Raw genomic sequence first — 15,304 nt, 5'->3', positions numbered from 1 at the left:
TTTGACCGCATCCTCTCCAGCGAGGATGTGATGCGTCGCCGCGCGACATTGCTGCAGCGCATGCACATTGATGGCCCGTTGCTGATCCTGCTGCTGACCCTGGCGGCCGGCAGCCTGTTCGTGCTGTATTCGGCCAGCGGCAAGAACTGGGACCTGCTGATCAAGCAAGCGTCGTCGTTCGGCCTGGGCCTGTTGTCGATGGTGGTGATCGCCCAGTTGGAGCCGCGTTTCATGGCGCGCTGGGTGCCGCTGGGGTATGTCGCCGGCGTGTTGCTGCTGGTGGTGGTGGACGTGATGGGCCACAACGCCATGGGTGCGACCCGCTGGATCAACATCCCGGGGGTGATTCGCTTCCAGCCGTCGGAATTCATGAAGATCCTGATGCCGGCGACCATCGCCTGGTACTTGTCCAAGCGCACCTTGCCGCCGCAACTCAAGCATGTGGGGATCAGCCTGATCCTGATCGGCGTGCCGTTCATCCTCATCGTGCGCCAGCCGGACCTCGGTACCTCGCTGCTGATCCTGGCGGGCGGCGCGTTCGTGCTGTTCATGGGCGGCTTGCGCTGGCGCTGGATTCTCAGCGTGCTCGCCGCCGCCGTGCCGGTGGCCGTGGCCATGTGGTTCTTCTTTATGCATGACTACCAGAAGCAGCGGATTCTCACGTTTCTCGACCCGGAGAGCGACCCGCTGGGCACCGGCTGGAACATCATCCAGTCGAAGGCGGCCATCGGTTCTGGCGGTGTGTTTGGCAAGGGCTGGCTGATGGGCACCCAGTCGCACCTGGACTTTTTGCCCGAGAGCCACACCGACTTCATTATTGCGGTGATGGGCGAAGAGTTCGGCCTGGTGGGCATTTGCGCGTTGCTATTGATCTATTTACTGTTGATTGGTCGTGGCCTGGTGATCACCGCGCAGGCGCAGACGTTGTTCGGCAAATTGCTGGCGGGTTCGTTGACCATGACTTTTTTTGTTTACGTTTTCGTCAACATCGGTATGGTCAGTGGCCTGTTGCCGGTGGTTGGGGTGCCGTTGCCGTTCATTAGCTACGGCGGAACTTCGCTGGTGACATTGATGTCAGCGTTTGGGGTTTTGATGTCGATTCATACGCATCGCAAATGGATCGCACAGGTTTGAATAAGGTGAAGATGTCAATGCAAGTAATGCGCGGCTGGGCGACTCGGCATGCGTCCTGGATGAGCCTGATTGGGCTGCTGGGCGCCATGCACGAGGCGCGGGCCGGTGACTACGATGGCTCACCCCAAGTCGCCGAGTTCGTCGGTGAGATGACCCGCGACTATGGCTTCGCCGGTGAACAGCTGATGGGCGTGTTCCGCGAGGCGCAGCGCAAGCAGGCGATCCTCGACGCCATCTCCCGCCCGGCCGAGCGCGTGAAGCAGTGGAAGGACTATCGCCCGATGTTCCTGACCGATGCCCGCGTGGCACGGGGCGTGGACTTCTGGCGCCAGCACGAAGCCGCGCTGGCTCGCGCCGAGCAGGAATATGGCGTGCCCGCCCAGGTGATTGTCTCGATCATTGGCATTGAAACCTTCTACGGGCGCAATACCGGCAGTTATCGGGTGATCGACGCCTTGTCGACCCTGGGCTTCGATTACCCGCCCCGCGCCGATTTTTTCCGCAAGGAACTGCGCGAATTCCTGCTGCTGGCCCGCGAAGAACAGGTCGACCCGCTGACCCTCAAAGGCTCCTACGCCGGTGCGATGGGCTTGCCGCAGTTCATGCCGAGCAGTTTTCGCGCCTACGCGGTGGACTTTGACGGCGACGGCCATATCAATATCTGGAGCAATCCGGACGATGCCATCGGCAGCGTGGCCAGCTACTTCAAGCGCCATGGCTGGGTGGGCGGCGAACCGGTGGTCAGCCGTGCCGACGTGAGCGGTGAGCGCGCCGATGAAGGTCTCACCCAGGGTATCGAGCCGGCCAAGACGGTCGGGGAGTTGCGGGCGCTGGGCTGGTCAAGTCATGATGCGCTGCGCGATGATATGCCGGTTACGGCTTTCCGCCTGGAAGGCGAAAACGGCCCTGAATACTGGATGGGCCTGAAGAATTTCTACGCAATCACGCGTTATAACCGCAGTGTGATGTACGCCATGGCCGTGCATCAACTGTCTGACATGCTGGTCCAAGCACGGGGCAACAAGTAATGCGGGCATCGCCGTTGAAAAAACCGCTCAAGCTGGTGGCGTTTGCCGCGTTGTCCTTGCTGGTTGCCAGTTGTTCCACCAGTCGTGCGCCGACGCAAAAGTCCGGGGGCTCCGCCGTTCGTTCCCAGCCGGGCCTGGACATCAACCGCGCGCATAAAGACGGTGCACCGTGGTGGGACGTCGACGTGTCGAAAATCCCGGATGCCACGCCAACCCTGCACACCGGCCCGTACAAGGCCAACCCCTATACCGTGCTGGGCAAGAATTACTTCCCGCTGCAGGATTCCAAGACCTACGTACAGTCGGGTACGGCGTCGTGGTACGGCACCAAGTTCCACGGCCAGAACACGGCCAATGGCGAGGTTTATGACCTGTACGGCATGAGCGCGGCCCACAAGACCCTGCCGCTGCCCAGCTATGTGCGCGTGACCAACCTGGACAACAATCGCACGGTGATCCTGCGGGTCAACGATCGCGGGCCGTTCTATTCGGACCGGATCATCGACTTGTCCTACGCTGCCGCGAAGAAACTCGGTTATGCCGAAACCGGCACCGCGCGGGTCAAGGTCGAAGGGATCGACCCTGCGCAATATTGGGCCCAGCGTGGCAAGCCGGCGCCATTGATGCTCAACGAGCCGCAGGCCGCGCAACCCCAAATGACGGCATCGACCGGCAAGATCGAGCAGTGGACGCCACCTGCGCAACAGCACGCCCCTGACACGGTCGTCGTGCCCCGCGCTGCACCGGGTGCCTCGGCTGCTGGCGGGCAATACCTGCAAGTGGGCGCTTTCGCCAACCCGGATGCGGCAGAGCTGTTAAGGTCCAAGCTGAGCAGCATGGTCAATGCGCCGGTCTTCATCAGTTCCATCGTGCGTAATCAACAGACCCTGCACCGCGTGCGCATGGGCCCGATCGGTTCGCCGAGCGAGGTCGCGCAAGTGCAGAACAGTGTGCGCCTGGCCAACCTGGGGCAGCCCAGCGTGGTCAGCGCCGAATAAACCGTAAAGGATTGATGGTTCAGGTTCGTGCGCGGGCCTGAGCCCTGGTTGTTGGCTCGTTGAACAATAAAACCCAGGGGCAAGGGGTGAGCAGGCAACCGAACACGCGACAGACTGGTAACGGGCTGTCTGAATAAGTTTTGCCCGCGAGGGCAAGTTTCCATACGTAATTTCGAGAGACGGATGAACATCATCACCTTAGCCAAACGCACGTGCCTGCTTATCTCGCTGATCATCACCCCTGCCGCCTGGGCGGTTGAAATGGTGCCGGCTTCACCGCAACTGGCCGCCAAGGCCTGGGTCCTCATGGATGCCGCCAGTGGCAACGTGCTGGTGGAAAACAACGGTGACCAGCGCCTGCCACCCGCCAGCTTGACCAAGCTGATGACAGCCTACATTGCGACCCTGGAAATCCGTCGCGGCCAGATCGGCGAAAACGACCCGGTGACCGTCAGCGAAAACGCCTGGCGCACCGGCGGTTCGCGGATGTTCATCAAGGTCGGCTCGCAGGTGACGGTCAGCGACCTGCTGCACGGCATCATCATCCAGTCCGGTAACGACGCCAGCGTGGCCCTGGCCGAGCACATTGCCGGCAGTGAAGACGCGTTCGCCGACATGATGAACAAAACCGTGGCCGACCTGGGCATGACCAACAGCCACTTCATGAACCCGACCGGTCTGCCGAACCCAGAGCACTACTCGTCGGCTCATGACATGGCGATCCTGGCGCGCGCGATCATTCGTGTCGACCCGGTCCACTACGCGATCTACTCCCAGAAGGAATTCTTCTGGAACAACATCAAACAGCCTAACCGCAACCTGCTGCTGTGGCGTGACAAGACCGTCGACGGTCTGAAAACCGGCCACACCGAAGAAGCCGGCTACTGCATGGTGTCGTCCGCCGTGCGTGATGGCCAGCGCCTGATCGCCGTGGTCTTCGGCACCAACAGCGAGCAGGCCCGTGCGGCCGAGACGCAAAAACTGCTGACCTACGGTTTCCGCTTCTTCGAAACCCAGACCTTCTACCAGAAGGGTGCTGAACTGGCGACCGCGCCGGTATGGAAAGGCGCGACCTCGCAAGTCAAGGCCGGCCTGGCTGAAGACCTGACCCTGACCATGCCTAAAGGCCAGCTGAAAAAGCTCGCTGCCAGCATGACCATGAACCCGCAATTGGTTGCGCCAATCGCCAAGGGCGACGTGATCGGCAAGGTCGAAGTGAAACTGGACGATAAAGTGGTACACAGTGCCGACCTGATCGCCCTGGACGCCGTCGACGAAGGTGGTATCTTCCGCCGCGTGTGGGATAGCATCCGCCTGTTCTTCTACAGCTTGTTCAACTGATAAGTGTGCACCTGCAAAGCCCCGTGTTGATCCGACACGGGGCTTTGCCCGTCGCCACGGCTTACGCTTACGAGGCCGTTACGCCATGACCGATAAAGAAGTAAAGGCGCCAAAGATCGAATTCCCAAACGTGGATTATCCCGTCAAGGTGATCAGCGATACCGGTGTGGGCAACAAAGACACGATTATCGACATCGTGCGTAAACACGCGACGATCAATGACAACCGGGTGGACGAGCGTTTGAGCTCCAACGGTAAGTACACCACGATCCAGTTGCACATCGTTGCGACCGGTCAAGACCAGCTCTACGACATCAACAGCGAACTGCGGGCCACCGGCTTCGTACATATGGTGCTGTGATGCCACAGGTCCTGGGCTTTCGCGAGCTCGGTCGGATGGACTACGAGCCCGTCTGGCATGCCATGCAGCGCTTCACCAACGAGCGCGGCAGCTCGGCTCCCGATGAAATCTGGCTGGTGGAGCACCCGCCGGTGTTCACCCAGGGCCAGGCCGGCAAGGCCGAGCATCTACTACTTCCGGGTGATATTCCGGTGGTGCAGGTCGACCGAGGGGGTCAAGTGACTTACCATGGGCCCGGTCAACTGGTGGCGTATCTGCTGCTGGACGTGCGCAAGCTGGGGTTTGGCGTGCGCGACCTGGTGAACCGCATGGAGGCTTGCCTGATCGAGCTGTTGGCCAGTTACGGCGTGAGCGCCGTGGCCAAGCCCGATGCACCCGGTGTGTATGTGGATGGCGCGAAAATCGCCTCCCTGGGGCTGCGCATTCGCCACGGGTGTTCGTTTCATGGCCTGGCGCTGAATGTGGACATGGACCTGGCGCCGTTCCGGCGTATCAACCCGTGCGGTTATGCCGGGTTGGCGATGACCCAGTTGAGCGACCACGCCACACCGATTAAATTTGCCGAGGTAAGTGCCCGGCTGCGTGCGCAGCTCGTCAAACACCTCGACTATGCTGAGCAGACGACCCTTACGGGCGGAATCGACTGACTATGACTACTGATGCAGTGCAAACCATGATCCCGACGCTGGACGTCACCGAGCGTCCGGCCCCGGCCCCGCGTGCCAAGGTGGAAGCCGGCGTCAAGCTGCGCGGCGCCGAGAAGGTTGCACGTATCCCGGTCAAGATCATCCCGACCACCGAACTGCCGAAAAAGCCTGACTGGATTCGCGTGCGCATCCCGGTCTCGCCGGAAGTCGACCGTATCAAGGCACTGCTGCGCAAGCACAAGCTGCACAGCGTGTGCGAAGAAGCGTCCTGCCCGAACCTGGGCGAATGCTTCTCCGGCGGCACCGCCACCTTCATGATCATGGGTGACATCTGCACCCGTCGTTGCCCGTTCTGCGACGTCGGCCACGGCCGGCCGAAGCCGCTGGACGTCAACGAGCCGGAAAGCCTGGCCAGCGCCATCGCCGACCTGAAACTCAAGTACGTAGTGATCACCTCGGTCGACCGCGACGACCTGCGTGACGGCGGTGCCCAGCACTTTGCCGACTGCATCCGCGAAATCCGCAAGCTGTCGCCGGACGTGATGCTCGAAACCCTGGTGCCGGACTACCGTGGTCGCATGGACGTCGCGCTGGAAATCACCGCCGCCGAGCCGCCGGACGTGTTCAACCACAACCTGGAAACCGTGCCACGCCTGTACAAGGCTGCGCGCCCAGGTTCGGACTACCAGTGGTCGCTGACCCTGCTGCAGAAATTCAAGCAGATGATGCCGCACATCCCAACCAAGTCCGGCCTGATGCTGGGCCTGGGCGAAACCGACGAAGAAGTGATCGAAGTCATGCAGCGCATGCGCGAACACGACATCGACATGCTGACCCTGGGCCAATACCTGCAACCATCGCGCAGCCACTTGCCGGTGCAGCGTTTCGTGCACCCGGACGTCTTCGCCTGGTTCGCCGAGGAAGGCTACAAGATGGGCTTCAAGAACGTGGCGTCGGGCCCGCTGGTACGTTCCTCGTACCACGCCGACGAGCAGGCCAAGCTGGTCAAGGCTAGCCTGGTTTCGTAATACCGATCTGCGCAACACCGCAGGTCCAATGTGGGAGGGGGCTTGCCGCCGATTGCAGAGTGTCAGTCACTGCCTCTGGTGACTGAACCACCGCTATCGGGGGCAAGCCCCCTCCCACATTTCGTTCCGCGTTGATTAGGGAGAATCGTCGATGACCGCCGCCGTACCTGCATTGCGTTCTGACGCCACCATCGGCCTGATCGCGCCCGCCGGCCCTGCCGCGCTGGACGTGGAAAAAGCCGGGCAATGGATGCGCGCCCGTGGCTATGAGCTGCGCATCTTCCCCGGAGTATATGAGCGCGACGGCTACCTGGCCGGCAGCGACGAGGTGCGCCTGCGCGACCTGCACGCCGCCTTCGCCGATCCCGCTATCGACGCGATCTTCTGCCTGCGCGGCGGCTACGGCACGCCCCGCCTGCTGGACCGCCTGGACTTCGACCTGCTACGCGCCAACCCCAAGCCTTTCGTGGGTTACAGTGATATCACTGCGCTGCACCTGGCAATCAACCGCTATGCCGGTTTTGTGACCTTCCACGGCCCGATGCTGAATGCCGACCTGCTCGGCGACAAGCAGCCCCCCACCGAGTCGTCGTTGTTCAACATGTTGCGCGGCCAGCTCGGTGCAGGCAGCGTGCTGACGCACCCGGCGGCCTACCCGTTGACCACGATCGAGCCCGGTATCGCCTGTGGGCGCTTGCTCGGCGGTAACCTGTCGATGATCGCAGCGGTGATGGGGACGTCCTACGAACTCGATGCCGAGGGCATCATTCTGTTTATCGAAGACGTCAACGAGCCGATCTACCGCATCGACCGCTTGCTGACGCATCTGCGCCTGGCCGGCAAGCTGGCCCAGGTAGCGGGTGTGCTGGTGGGGGATGTGGCGGGGGTGGATAACGCTGCGTTGGCGCGGCTGCTGAAGCAGACCTTCGAACCGCTACGCATCCCGGTACTGTCCGGCTGGCGCAGCGGGCATTGCGATCCGAACCTGACGCTGCCGATGGGGGCGTGGGTGCGGTTGGATGCGGGGGAGCAGCGGGTGGTGTTGGAGCAGGATGTGGTGTTCAACCGCTGAATCAACCGCTATCGGGAGCAAGCTCCCTCCCACATTTGGACCGCGTACATCCTTTGAAATGCAGTCAAATGTGGGAGAGGGCTTGCCCCCGATAGCGGTAGTCGCCATAAGCCGATCTAACGGTTCTGCAACGACTCCAGCAATTTCACCGTCGGATAACCATCCGCCGGCCAGCCCAGTGACTGTTGCGCCGCACGGATCGCCTTGCGCGTGTTGGCGCCGATAATCCCGTCCGGGTTGCCCGCGTCATAGCCGTTGGCGCTGAGTACGGTCTGCAGATCAATACGCTGGGAACGACTCAGCGGCAGTTCATCTTTCGGCCAATCGCCCCGAATCACACCGCTTCCGCCGAAGCGCTCCGACAGCAGGCCCACGGCCAATGCGTAGGACGACGAATTGTTGTACTTGAGGATTGCGCGGAAGTTATCCAGCACCAGGAACGCCGGGCCACGGTAACCCGCCGGCAGCAACAGGGCGGCGGAGAGCTGGTCGACGTTAGGCGGCATGCTCGCCCCCGGCGGCAATTGGATGCCCAGTTTCAGCCAGTCGGCGACGGTCTTGCGCACGCCACCGTCGGCCAGGGCGTAATCAAAGTTGATCGGCAGTTGTTTGACTTCGAAGCCCCACGGCTGGCCTTTCTGCCAGCCGGAGCTTTGCAGGTAATGCGCGGTGGAGGCGAGGGCGTCGGCTGGGCTGTTCCAGATATCACGGCGACCGTCGCCGTCGAAGTCCACGGCGTGGGTGTTGTAGGTGGTCGGGATGAACTGGGTCTGGCCCATGGCGCCGGCCCAGGAGCCGCGCATCTGGTCGGCCTGGATGTCGCCGTGCTGGATGATCTGCAGCGCCGCGAGCAATTGCGCCTGGGCAAAGGCTGGGCGCCGACCTTCGTAGGCCAGGGTCGCCAGGGAGCGGATCACCGAGTTATTGCCCTGGAACTGACCGAAGTTACTCTCCATGCCCCACACCGAGACGAGCGCCTGGCGGTCGACGCCATAACGTTGCTCGATGCTTTGCAGGGTGTCGGCGTACTTGATCAACAGTGCCTGGCCATTACGCACGCGTACTGGTGACAGCGCGCCGTCGAGGTATTCCCACACCGGGCGGGAAAATTCCGGCTGGCTGCGGTCGGCGCGGATCACTGCCATGTCCGGGGTGATATTGGCGAAGGCCATATCAAAGACGGCTGGCGTAATCCCGGCCGCCAAGGCTTGCGCACGGAAACCGGCCTGCCATTCGGCAAAGGTCTGGGTGGGCTGGATGTCCAGGTTGTCCACGGCCAGCGGGGCCACGACAGCGGGTGCAACGACCGGTGCGGTCGACAGTGTTGGCAGGGGTTGAGCATCTGCGGCGGTGGGTTTTTCCGCGCAGGCGACAAGCAGAATGAGGCTGGAGGCAGCGATCAATTGGCGAAGGTGCCAACGACGGGGAAGACTAGAGGGCATGCACAGGTCCAGGGATTACAAATCAAGTGCTGACCTTATCATGCCGGAGGGCCGCTTGCCTTCAGGCAGCCAGAAAGTAAGAAGCCTCCCAGCTATTAGACTGGAAGGCTTCGCGGCGGTAGCTGCCTTTGCCCTTGCCGGCGCGTTCCTGACGGCTGCGGAACAGTGGCTGGGCGATGATGGATTTGGCCTTGTTGGGGCCATGCTTAGATGGCTTTTTGCTCATGATCGTTACTCTCTTCAGGTGGGATGCAGCGGTGCAAATCATCTGCCGAAGTCTGGCCGCTGTAAAGCCTGACAAATTTTTTGAAATGAAAACACCGCCAACATGTGGGAGGGGGCTTGCTCCCACATTGGTTTTGCAGTGTTTTTAAGAGGGGGGTTATTCGGCAGGTAATGTCAGGCGCTGGCCAGACATCAACAGTGACAAACGACTCAGGCTCATCCACGGCGAACCGGCTGCCTGGCCTTTGATTTGTGCATCGATGCGCTGGGCCTCCAGCAACAATTGCGCCCAGCGTTGTGCCGAGTGCCGTTGCAGGGCTTTGCTCATCAGCGGTTTGCGTTTGTCCCAGACCGGCGGCCGGGCCTGGCTGAAGCATTTGTCCAGCGGCGTGCCCTGGCTGTATTGCAGCGCAATATTGGCCAGCACCCGCAGCTCGCGAGCCAGCGCCCAGAGAATCACCGGCGGTTCCACGCCTTCACCGCGCAACCCTTCGAGCATGCGCAGGGCATGGGTGGGCTCGCCATTGAGGATGGCGTCCACCAGCCCGAACACGTCAAAGCGCGCACTGTCAGCCACCGCGCCTTGCACGGTTTCGACGGTGATCTGCCCGTCTTCGGCCATCAGCTTGAGTTTTTCGATCTCCTGGGCGGCGGCAAGCAGGTTGCCTTCGACCCGGGCGGCGATCAGCTCCACGGCGTCCTGCGTGGCCGACAGCCCGGATTGGGACAGGCGCTGACGAATCCACTGCGGCAACTGATTGCTGTCCACCGGCCAGATCTGGATGAACTGGGTCTGTGCCCCTTCCACCAGCGCTTTGCCCCACTTGGTTTTCTGCGCGCTGCCGTCGAGCTTGGGCAGGCTGATCAGCAACACCGTGTCTTCGGCAGGCCGCGAACAGTACTCGATGAAGGCCGCCGCGCCCTTGTCCCCCGGCTTGCCCGACGGCAGACGCAGTTCCAGCAGGCGTTTCTCGGCAAACAGCGACATGCTTGCGCCGGCTTGCAGCAGCGTGCCCCAGTCGAAACTGGCGTCGGCGCTGAACACCTGGCGTTCGTCGAAGCCTTGCTGGCGTGCGGCGGTGCGAATGGCGTCTGCCGCTTCCTGGCACAGCAACGGGTCATCACCGCTGATGATATAGACAGGCGCGAGAGCACCTTGCAGGTGTTTGGCGAGTTGGGCGGGGGCGAGTTTCATAGGCGCGATGAACGGGGCGCCTGGGGCGCCCCGTCTGGCTTAGTCTACAGGGACTTCAACAGGCGATTGTTTCGGCGTGTTGTTTTCGTACTCTTGCGCGGCTTTCAGGGCATCGGCGTCAGCCTTGGCCTTGTTGTCGGCAGCCTGTTGCAGCAGTTCCAGTTTTTCCGGCGTCAGCTGTTGCAGGCGCAGCATCACGCGCTGGACCAGCTCACGACGCATTTCTTTGCGCACCTGGGTCATTTCCGAGTCCGAGCCCACCAGGTTGTTGCCATCGTGGCTTACGACCTTTTGCACTTCGATCTTGTCACCCATCAACGGCAGATGGTCGCGGCCCTGCATTTCAAAAACCAACGAGGTGTTCAGCTCGATATCGGAGGCGCGGCCGGCGCTGGCGTAGCTGAGGTTACGCTGGGTTTCTTTCTCGTCTGCCAGGTACAGCTTGTAGGTCGCGCCGGTGTAGACATGCACGCCACTGTTTTCCAGTGTGTCGCGCAGTTGCACAACAGTTTCGCCATAGGCGTTGCGGGCGCTGACGTCCAATTCCTTGATGGTCAGTTCATTGGTGCCGGTACCGCGCAGCTGGAAGCCGCAAGCGCTCAGCAGCACAGCAAGGCCCATCACCAGCAAATTGCGTTTGATCATTTTATTGCTCCCCTTGAAACCATGCGGGCCTTATCGAGGCCCTGAAGGTTTAGTTCGGCGCAGTGCTCAAGCCCTGCGCCCGATCCGATTTAGCTGGCGACGATGTTGACCAGTTTACCCGGCACCACGATCACTTTGCGGATCGTCAGGCCTTCGGTAAAGCGCAGCACGTTCTCGTTGCAGCGTGCGGCCGCTTCGACGTCCTCGCGGCTGGCGCTGGCTGGCATGTCGATCTGGCCACGCAGTTTGCCGTTGACCTGGATCACCAACTGCAGCGTGTCCTGTACCAACGCGCTGTCATCCTGCACCGGCCAGCGGGCATCAATGACGGCATCGCTGTGGCCCAGGCGGTTCCACAGTTCATGGCTGATGTGCGGCGTGATCGGGGCCAGCAGCAGGGTGACCGTCTCGAGGCCTTCGTGAACCAGCGCACGATCCTGTTCGGTCACTTGTGGCGCTTTTTCCAGCACGTTCATCAGTGTCATCACCTGGGCGATGGCGGTGTTGAACTTGTGGCTCTGGCCCACATCCTGGCTGGCTTGCTTGATGGCCAGGTGGGTGCTGCGGCGAATGACTTTCTGCTCGTCGCTCAAGGCCGCCACGTCCAGCTTGCCCGGCAGGCCCTGGCTGACATGGGCGTGCGCCAGGCGCCAGACGCGCTTGAGGAAACGGTGCGAACCCTCGACGCCGGAGTCGGACCATTCGGCGCTCATGTCAGGCGGCGAGGCGAACATCATGAACAGGCGGCAGGTGTCGGCGCCGAACTGGTCGATCATCGACTGTGGATCGACGCCATTGTTCTTCGACTTGGCCATCTTCTCGGTGCCACCGATTTCCACCGGCAGGCCGTCGGCGATCAGCTTGGCGCTGACGACCTTGGCTTTGCTGTCGCGCTCGAGCTCGACATCGGCCGGGTTGAACCAGGTGTAACTGCCATTGGCTTCGCGGCGGTAATACGTCTCGGCGATCACCATGCCCTGGGTCAGCAGGTTCTTGAACGGCTCGTTGGAGCTGACCAGGCCTTCGTCGCGCATCAGCTTGTGGAAGAAGCGCGCGTACAGCAGGTGAAGAATGGCGTGTTCGATACCGCCGATGTACTGATCCACCGGCAACCAGTGGTCGGCCGCCGATTTCTCGACCAGGCCGCCCTCGTAGTGCGGCGAGGCGTAACGGGCGTAGTACCACGAGGACTCGACGAAGGTGTCCATGGTGTCGGTTTCACGCTTGGCAGGCTGGCCGCATTTCGGGCAGTTGCACGCATAGAACTCGGGCATGCGCGCCAAAGGCGAGCCGGCGCCGTCCGGCACCACGTCTTCTGGCAGGATCACCGGCAACTGGTCTTCCGGCACCGGCACGTCACCGCAGGTCTCGCAGTGGATGATCGGGATCGGGCAGCCCCAGTAACGCTGGCGGCTGATGCCCCAGTCGCGCAGGCGGAACTGGGTGCGCGAGGCACCGAGGTTTTTCTTGATCAGCGCGACTTCGATGGCGTCGAAGGCGCCGGCGAAGTCCAGGCCGTCGAACTCGCCGGAGTTGATCAGCTCACCGTGCTCGCCGTAGGCGTCTTGCCACGGGGCTGGGTTGGTGTCGCCCGAGCTGGTGCGCACCACGGACTTGATCGGCAAGTTGTACTGGGTGGCAAATTCGAAATCGCGTTCGTCGTGGGCCGGCACGGCCATTACTGCGCCATCGCCGTAGTGCATCAGCACGTAGTTGGCGACCCATACCGGCAATTTTTCGCCGGTCAGCGGGTGCTCGACGAACAGCCCGGTCGGCAGGCCTTTTTTCTCCTGGGTGGCGACGTCGGCTTCAGCCACGCTGCCGCCTTTGCATTCGGCGATGAACGCCTGCAGCTCAGGGTTGTTCTGTGCGGCTTGGCTGGCCAGCGGGTGTTCAGCCGCGACGGCGACGTAAGTCGCGCCCATCAGGGTGTCCGGACGGGTGGTGAAGACTTTGAGGGTGCCCGCTTCGCCGATCGAATCGACGTTGTACGGGAACTGCACTTCCATGCCCTTGGACTTGCCGATCCAGTTGCGTTGCATGGTCTTGACCTGTTCAGGCCAGCCCGGCAGGTCGTCGAGGCTCGACAAGAGTTCATCCGCGTAGGCGGTGATCTTGAAGTAGTACATCGGAATTTCGCGCTTTTCGATCAGCGCGCCGGAACGCCAGCCGCGACCGTCGATCACCTGCTCGTTGGCCAGCACGGTCTGGTCGATCGGGTCCCAGTTCACGGTGCCGTTCTTGCGGTAGATCACGCCTTTTTCGAACAGGCGGGTGAACAGCCATTGTTCCCAGCGATAGTAGTCCGGCTTGCAGGTGGTCACTTCGCGGGACCAGTCCACCGCCAGACCCAGGCTGCGCAGTTGGGTCTTCATGTAGGCGATGTTCTCGTAGGTCCACTTGGCGGGCGCTACGTTGTTCTTCATCGCGGCGTTTTCCGCCGGCATGCCGAAAGCGTCCCAACCCATGGGTTGCAGAACATTCTTGCCTTGCATGCGCTGGTAACGGGAAATCACGTCGCCGATGGTGTAGTTACGCACGTGCCCCATGTGTAGCTTGCCGCTGGGGTAAGGGAACATCGATAGGCAATAGAAGGTCTCTTTGCCTGGCTGTTCACTGACTTCAAAGGACTTTTGCTCGTCCCAGAAGGATTGGGCGGCATTTTCTATTTCACGGGGCTGATATTGTTCGTGCATGGCTACTTTTGAACTGAATAGGGGTGGCCTAATCCTCTTCGGTACATTGTCCGGGTCGAGCGACACCAAAAAGCGCCGCGTCCGTGCCCAAACCCTGCGGGAAGTGGAGTTACAGGAAGCGCCGTAGCATACATGACCCCACTCTATCGAGGGAAACCCTGATTGCTCGGTCGAGGCCGTCTGTCGCGGCGCCGGGCAGGCGCAGCCATGGGGGCTACGCTGTTTATTGGGGAGCAAGACTTATCTTCAATGAGGTGAGGGGATGGTGGAATCGCAGCGAATGTTATCTAAATCGGATGTTTACCAAGGACTCATCGACCGCTTGGGTCGAGCATTGGATGCAGCAAGTACAGCGGGCCGGTTGCGTGATGAACAGCCCGTCGAGTTGGAACTGCGAGGCTTGAGCCACGCGGAGATGGAACTGATCAAGGCTTACCTGGCAAGGAACGAACGCTCGGCTTCTGTCGGCGTGGCTTGCACGCCACCCAATGAGCCTGTGCGGTCGGCCAAGGTGGTGTGGCTCAAGGATGTGTCAGCCGCTCGCGGTCCGGAAAAACATCGGGCCGTGCGGTTCAAGTAATACATGCCCCCTTAGCTGCCTGATCATCGCTGACACTGCTTCGTTCTTGTAAAGATTGTCGCTAAACCCCGTTACACCTTAGGCTTCGGGCATCTATGGAGATGCTCGATGCCTATTCGTTATTTCATCAAACAATTGTTGCTGCCGCCCGGCATTCTCTTGCTGTTGCTGGCCCTTGCCTGGTGGTTTCGGCGCAGCCGCCCGCGCTTGGCCGGGTGTTGCTTTGCCCTCGGGTTGGGCGGGATGTGGCTGATGAGTCTACCGGTCATGGTGGAGTGGAGTGCTCGCGCCCTGGAGACGGCGCCGCCGTTGGCCCGGGAGGACTGGTCGAGCCTGGCCCAGCACGCCGATGCCATTGTGGTACTGGGTTCGGGGCGCGAGCGTGGGGACCCAGCCTGGGGTTCGGACCAGCCAACCGGCATCGGGCTGGAGCGTCAGCGTTACGCCGCACGATTGGCCAAGGCCTCCGGGCTGCCGGTGTTGACCAGCGGCGGTTTGCACTACGGTACGCCGCCCAGCGAGGCGGAGTTGATGGCGCTGTCGATGCGGGACGACTTCGCTGTGACGGTGCGCTGGAAGGAAGAGCGCAGCCGCACCACCTGGGAAAATGCACAGATGAGCGCCGAGATTTTGTTGCCCGAAGGGATCAAGCGCGTCGTGGTGGTGACCCAGGCCTGGCATATGCCGCGTGCGGTGTGGAGCTTTGAAAAAGCCGGTTTCAGCGTGGTGCCGGCGCCGGTCGGCTTCCTCGGCCAGGATAACGCCAGGCCGCTGGGTGGCTGGATGCCGGAGTTCAAGTCGGTGTGGCAGAGCGGGCAGTTGCTCAATGAGGCGGTGGGGCAGGTGGGGTATCGGTTGTTCTACCGATAGCACCGCAAATCAAAATGTGGGAGGGGGCTTGCCCCCGATTGC

The 15,304-nt window shown here is 61.6% G+C and carries 15 protein-coding genes; 10 read left to right on the top strand and 5 right to left on the bottom strand.

The features are described 5' to 3' along the window. Window positions 1–30 precede the first annotated feature (30 nt). The 8 genes from rodA to U5A08_RS25990 all read left to right on the top strand — a co-directional run bounded on the left by rodA (window position 31) and on the right by U5A08_RS25990 (window position 7,609). Window positions 31–1,134, top strand: coding sequence for a rod shape-determining protein RodA (gene rodA, locus U5A08_RS26025; RefSeq protein WP_017848344.1), 1,104 nt, complete (start codon window positions 31–33; stop codon window positions 1,132–1,134). A gap of 17 nt (window positions 1,135–1,151) precedes the next feature. Beyond that, window positions 1,152–2,162, top strand: coding sequence for a lytic murein transglycosylase B (gene mltB / locus U5A08_RS26020; protein WP_253399432.1), 1,011 nt, complete (start codon window positions 1,152–1,154; stop codon window positions 2,160–2,162). Further along, complete coding sequence (locus U5A08_RS26015) at window positions 2,162–3,160, top strand: septal ring lytic transglycosylase RlpA family protein (RefSeq protein ID WP_253399424.1); 999 nt, start codon at window positions 2,162–2,164, stop codon at window positions 3,158–3,160. Before mltB ends, U5A08_RS26015 begins: the two co-directional genes overlap by 1 nt. Window positions 3,161–3,343: 183 nt before the next feature. Further along, entirely contained in the window at window positions 3,344–4,501 is a 1,158-nt protein-coding gene (locus U5A08_RS26010; protein WP_253399422.1) for a D-alanyl-D-alanine carboxypeptidase family protein, read from the top strand. Between the two features lie 85 nt (window positions 4,502–4,586). Further along, entirely contained in the window at window positions 4,587–4,862 is a 276-nt protein-coding gene (locus U5A08_RS26005; RefSeq protein WP_247398640.1) for a DUF493 domain-containing protein, read from the top strand. Next, window positions 4,862–5,509 (top strand): lipoyl(octanoyl) transferase LipB, encoded by a 648-nt coding sequence (gene lipB / locus U5A08_RS26000; protein ID WP_253399420.1) that lies wholly within the window; start codon window positions 4,862–4,864, stop codon window positions 5,507–5,509. Before U5A08_RS26005 ends, lipB begins: the two co-directional genes overlap by 1 nt. A 26-nt stretch (window positions 5,510–5,535) precedes the next feature. Beyond that, entirely contained in the window at window positions 5,536–6,537 is a 1,002-nt protein-coding gene (lipA, locus tag U5A08_RS25995; protein WP_321852286.1) for a lipoyl synthase, read from the top strand. 151 nt (window positions 6,538–6,688) lie between these two features. Continuing rightward, complete coding sequence (locus tag U5A08_RS25990; protein WP_321849117.1) at window positions 6,689–7,609, top strand: S66 peptidase family protein; 921 nt, start codon at window positions 6,689–6,691, stop codon at window positions 7,607–7,609. A 116-nt stretch (window positions 7,610–7,725) separates the two neighbouring features. Here the strand turns inward: U5A08_RS25990 and U5A08_RS25985 are convergent, their stop codons facing one another. From U5A08_RS25985 to leuS, 5 genes are all read right to left on the bottom strand, one after another. Further along, window positions 7,726–9,051: a lytic murein transglycosylase gene (locus U5A08_RS25985; RefSeq protein WP_321849115.1), complete on the bottom strand. Its 1,326-nt coding sequence runs from the start codon at window positions 9,049–9,051 to the stop codon at window positions 7,726–7,728. A 61-nt stretch (window positions 9,052–9,112) separates the two neighbouring features. Continuing rightward, window positions 9,113–9,277, bottom strand: coding sequence for an alternative ribosome rescue factor ArfA (gene arfA, locus U5A08_RS25980; protein WP_003176285.1), 165 nt, complete (start codon window positions 9,275–9,277; stop codon window positions 9,113–9,115). 156 nt (window positions 9,278–9,433) lie between these two features. Beyond that, the gene (gene holA, locus U5A08_RS25975) at window positions 9,434–10,471 is read right to left on the bottom strand and encodes a DNA polymerase III subunit delta (RefSeq protein ID WP_253399414.1); all 1,038 of its coding nucleotides are present in this window, start codon (window positions 10,469–10,471) and stop codon (window positions 9,434–9,436) included. A 39-nt stretch (window positions 10,472–10,510) separates the two neighbouring features. Then, window positions 10,511–11,116: an LPS-assembly lipoprotein LptE gene (locus U5A08_RS25970; RefSeq protein ID WP_253399413.1), complete on the bottom strand. Its 606-nt coding sequence runs from the start codon at window positions 11,114–11,116 to the stop codon at window positions 10,511–10,513. Window positions 11,117–11,205: 89 nt separating this feature from the next. After that, window positions 11,206–13,812, bottom strand: a complete 2,607-nt coding sequence (gene leuS, locus U5A08_RS25965; RefSeq protein WP_321849114.1) for a leucine--tRNA ligase — start codon at window positions 13,810–13,812, stop codon at window positions 11,206–11,208. Between the two features lie 262 nt (window positions 13,813–14,074). Here leuS and U5A08_RS25960 point away from each other — a divergent pair, with 262 nt between their 5' ends. Together U5A08_RS25960 and U5A08_RS25955 are read left to right on the top strand one after the other, a co-directional pair. Beyond that, window positions 14,075–14,392 (top strand): hypothetical protein, encoded by a 318-nt coding sequence (locus U5A08_RS25960; protein WP_247398652.1) that lies wholly within the window; start codon window positions 14,075–14,077, stop codon window positions 14,390–14,392. A gap of 108 nt (window positions 14,393–14,500) precedes the next feature. Continuing rightward, the gene (locus U5A08_RS25955) at window positions 14,501–15,262 is read left to right on the top strand and encodes a YdcF family protein (RefSeq protein ID WP_253399407.1); all 762 of its coding nucleotides are present in this window, start codon (window positions 14,501–14,503) and stop codon (window positions 15,260–15,262) included. The last annotated feature ends 42 nt before the right edge of the window (window positions 15,263–15,304 follow it).

This window comes from Pseudomonas paraveronii (genome assembly GCF_963681955.1).
In the GTDB taxonomy this organism is placed as follows: domain Bacteria; phylum Pseudomonadota; class Gammaproteobacteria; order Pseudomonadales; family Pseudomonadaceae; genus Aquipseudomonas; species Aquipseudomonas paraveronii.
This window is presented reverse-complemented; position numbering and strand designations above follow the sequence as displayed.

What these genes read in the sequence shown, in the direction of transcription:
- rodA (WP_017848344.1), top strand. Translation starts at nt 31, where the DNA reads ATGCGTCGCCGCGCGACATTGCTGCAGCGCATGCACATTGATGGCCCG.
- mltB (WP_253399432.1), top strand. Translation starts at nt 1,152, where the DNA reads ATGCAAGTAATGCGCGGCTGGGCGACTCGGCATGCGTCCTGGATGAGC.
- U5A08_RS26015 (WP_253399424.1), top strand. Translation starts at nt 2,162, where the DNA reads ATGCGGGCATCGCCGTTGAAAAAACCGCTCAAGCTGGTGGCGTTTGCC.
- U5A08_RS26010 (WP_253399422.1), top strand. Translation starts at nt 3,344, where the DNA reads ATGAACATCATCACCTTAGCCAAACGCACGTGCCTGCTTATCTCGCTG.
- U5A08_RS26005 (WP_247398640.1), top strand. Translation starts at nt 4,587, where the DNA reads ATGACCGATAAAGAAGTAAAGGCGCCAAAGATCGAATTCCCAAACGTG.
- lipB (WP_253399420.1), top strand. Translation starts at nt 4,862, where the DNA reads ATGCCACAGGTCCTGGGCTTTCGCGAGCTCGGTCGGATGGACTACGAG.
- lipA (WP_321852286.1), top strand. Translation starts at nt 5,536, where the DNA reads ATGATCCCGACGCTGGACGTCACCGAGCGTCCGGCCCCGGCCCCGCGT.
- U5A08_RS25990 (WP_321849117.1), top strand. Translation starts at nt 6,689, where the DNA reads ATGACCGCCGCCGTACCTGCATTGCGTTCTGACGCCACCATCGGCCTG.
- U5A08_RS25985 (WP_321849115.1), bottom strand. Translation starts at nt 9,051, where the DNA reads ATGCCCTCTAGTCTTCCCCGTCGTTGGCACCTTCGCCAATTGATCGCT.
- arfA (WP_003176285.1), bottom strand. Translation starts at nt 9,277, where the DNA reads ATGAGCAAAAAGCCATCTAAGCATGGCCCCAACAAGGCCAAATCCATC.
- holA (WP_253399414.1), bottom strand. Translation starts at nt 10,471, where the DNA reads ATGAAACTCGCCCCCGCCCAACTCGCCAAACACCTGCAAGGTGCTCTC.
- U5A08_RS25970 (WP_253399413.1), bottom strand. Translation starts at nt 11,116, where the DNA reads ATGATCAAACGCAATTTGCTGGTGATGGGCCTTGCTGTGCTGCTGAGC.
- leuS (WP_321849114.1), bottom strand. Translation starts at nt 13,812, where the DNA reads ATGCACGAACAATATCAGCCCCGTGAAATAGAAAATGCCGCCCAATCC.
- U5A08_RS25960 (WP_247398652.1), top strand. Translation starts at nt 14,075, where the DNA reads ATGGTGGAATCGCAGCGAATGTTATCTAAATCGGATGTTTACCAAGGA.
- U5A08_RS25955 (WP_253399407.1), top strand. Translation starts at nt 14,501, where the DNA reads ATGCCTATTCGTTATTTCATCAAACAATTGTTGCTGCCGCCCGGCATT.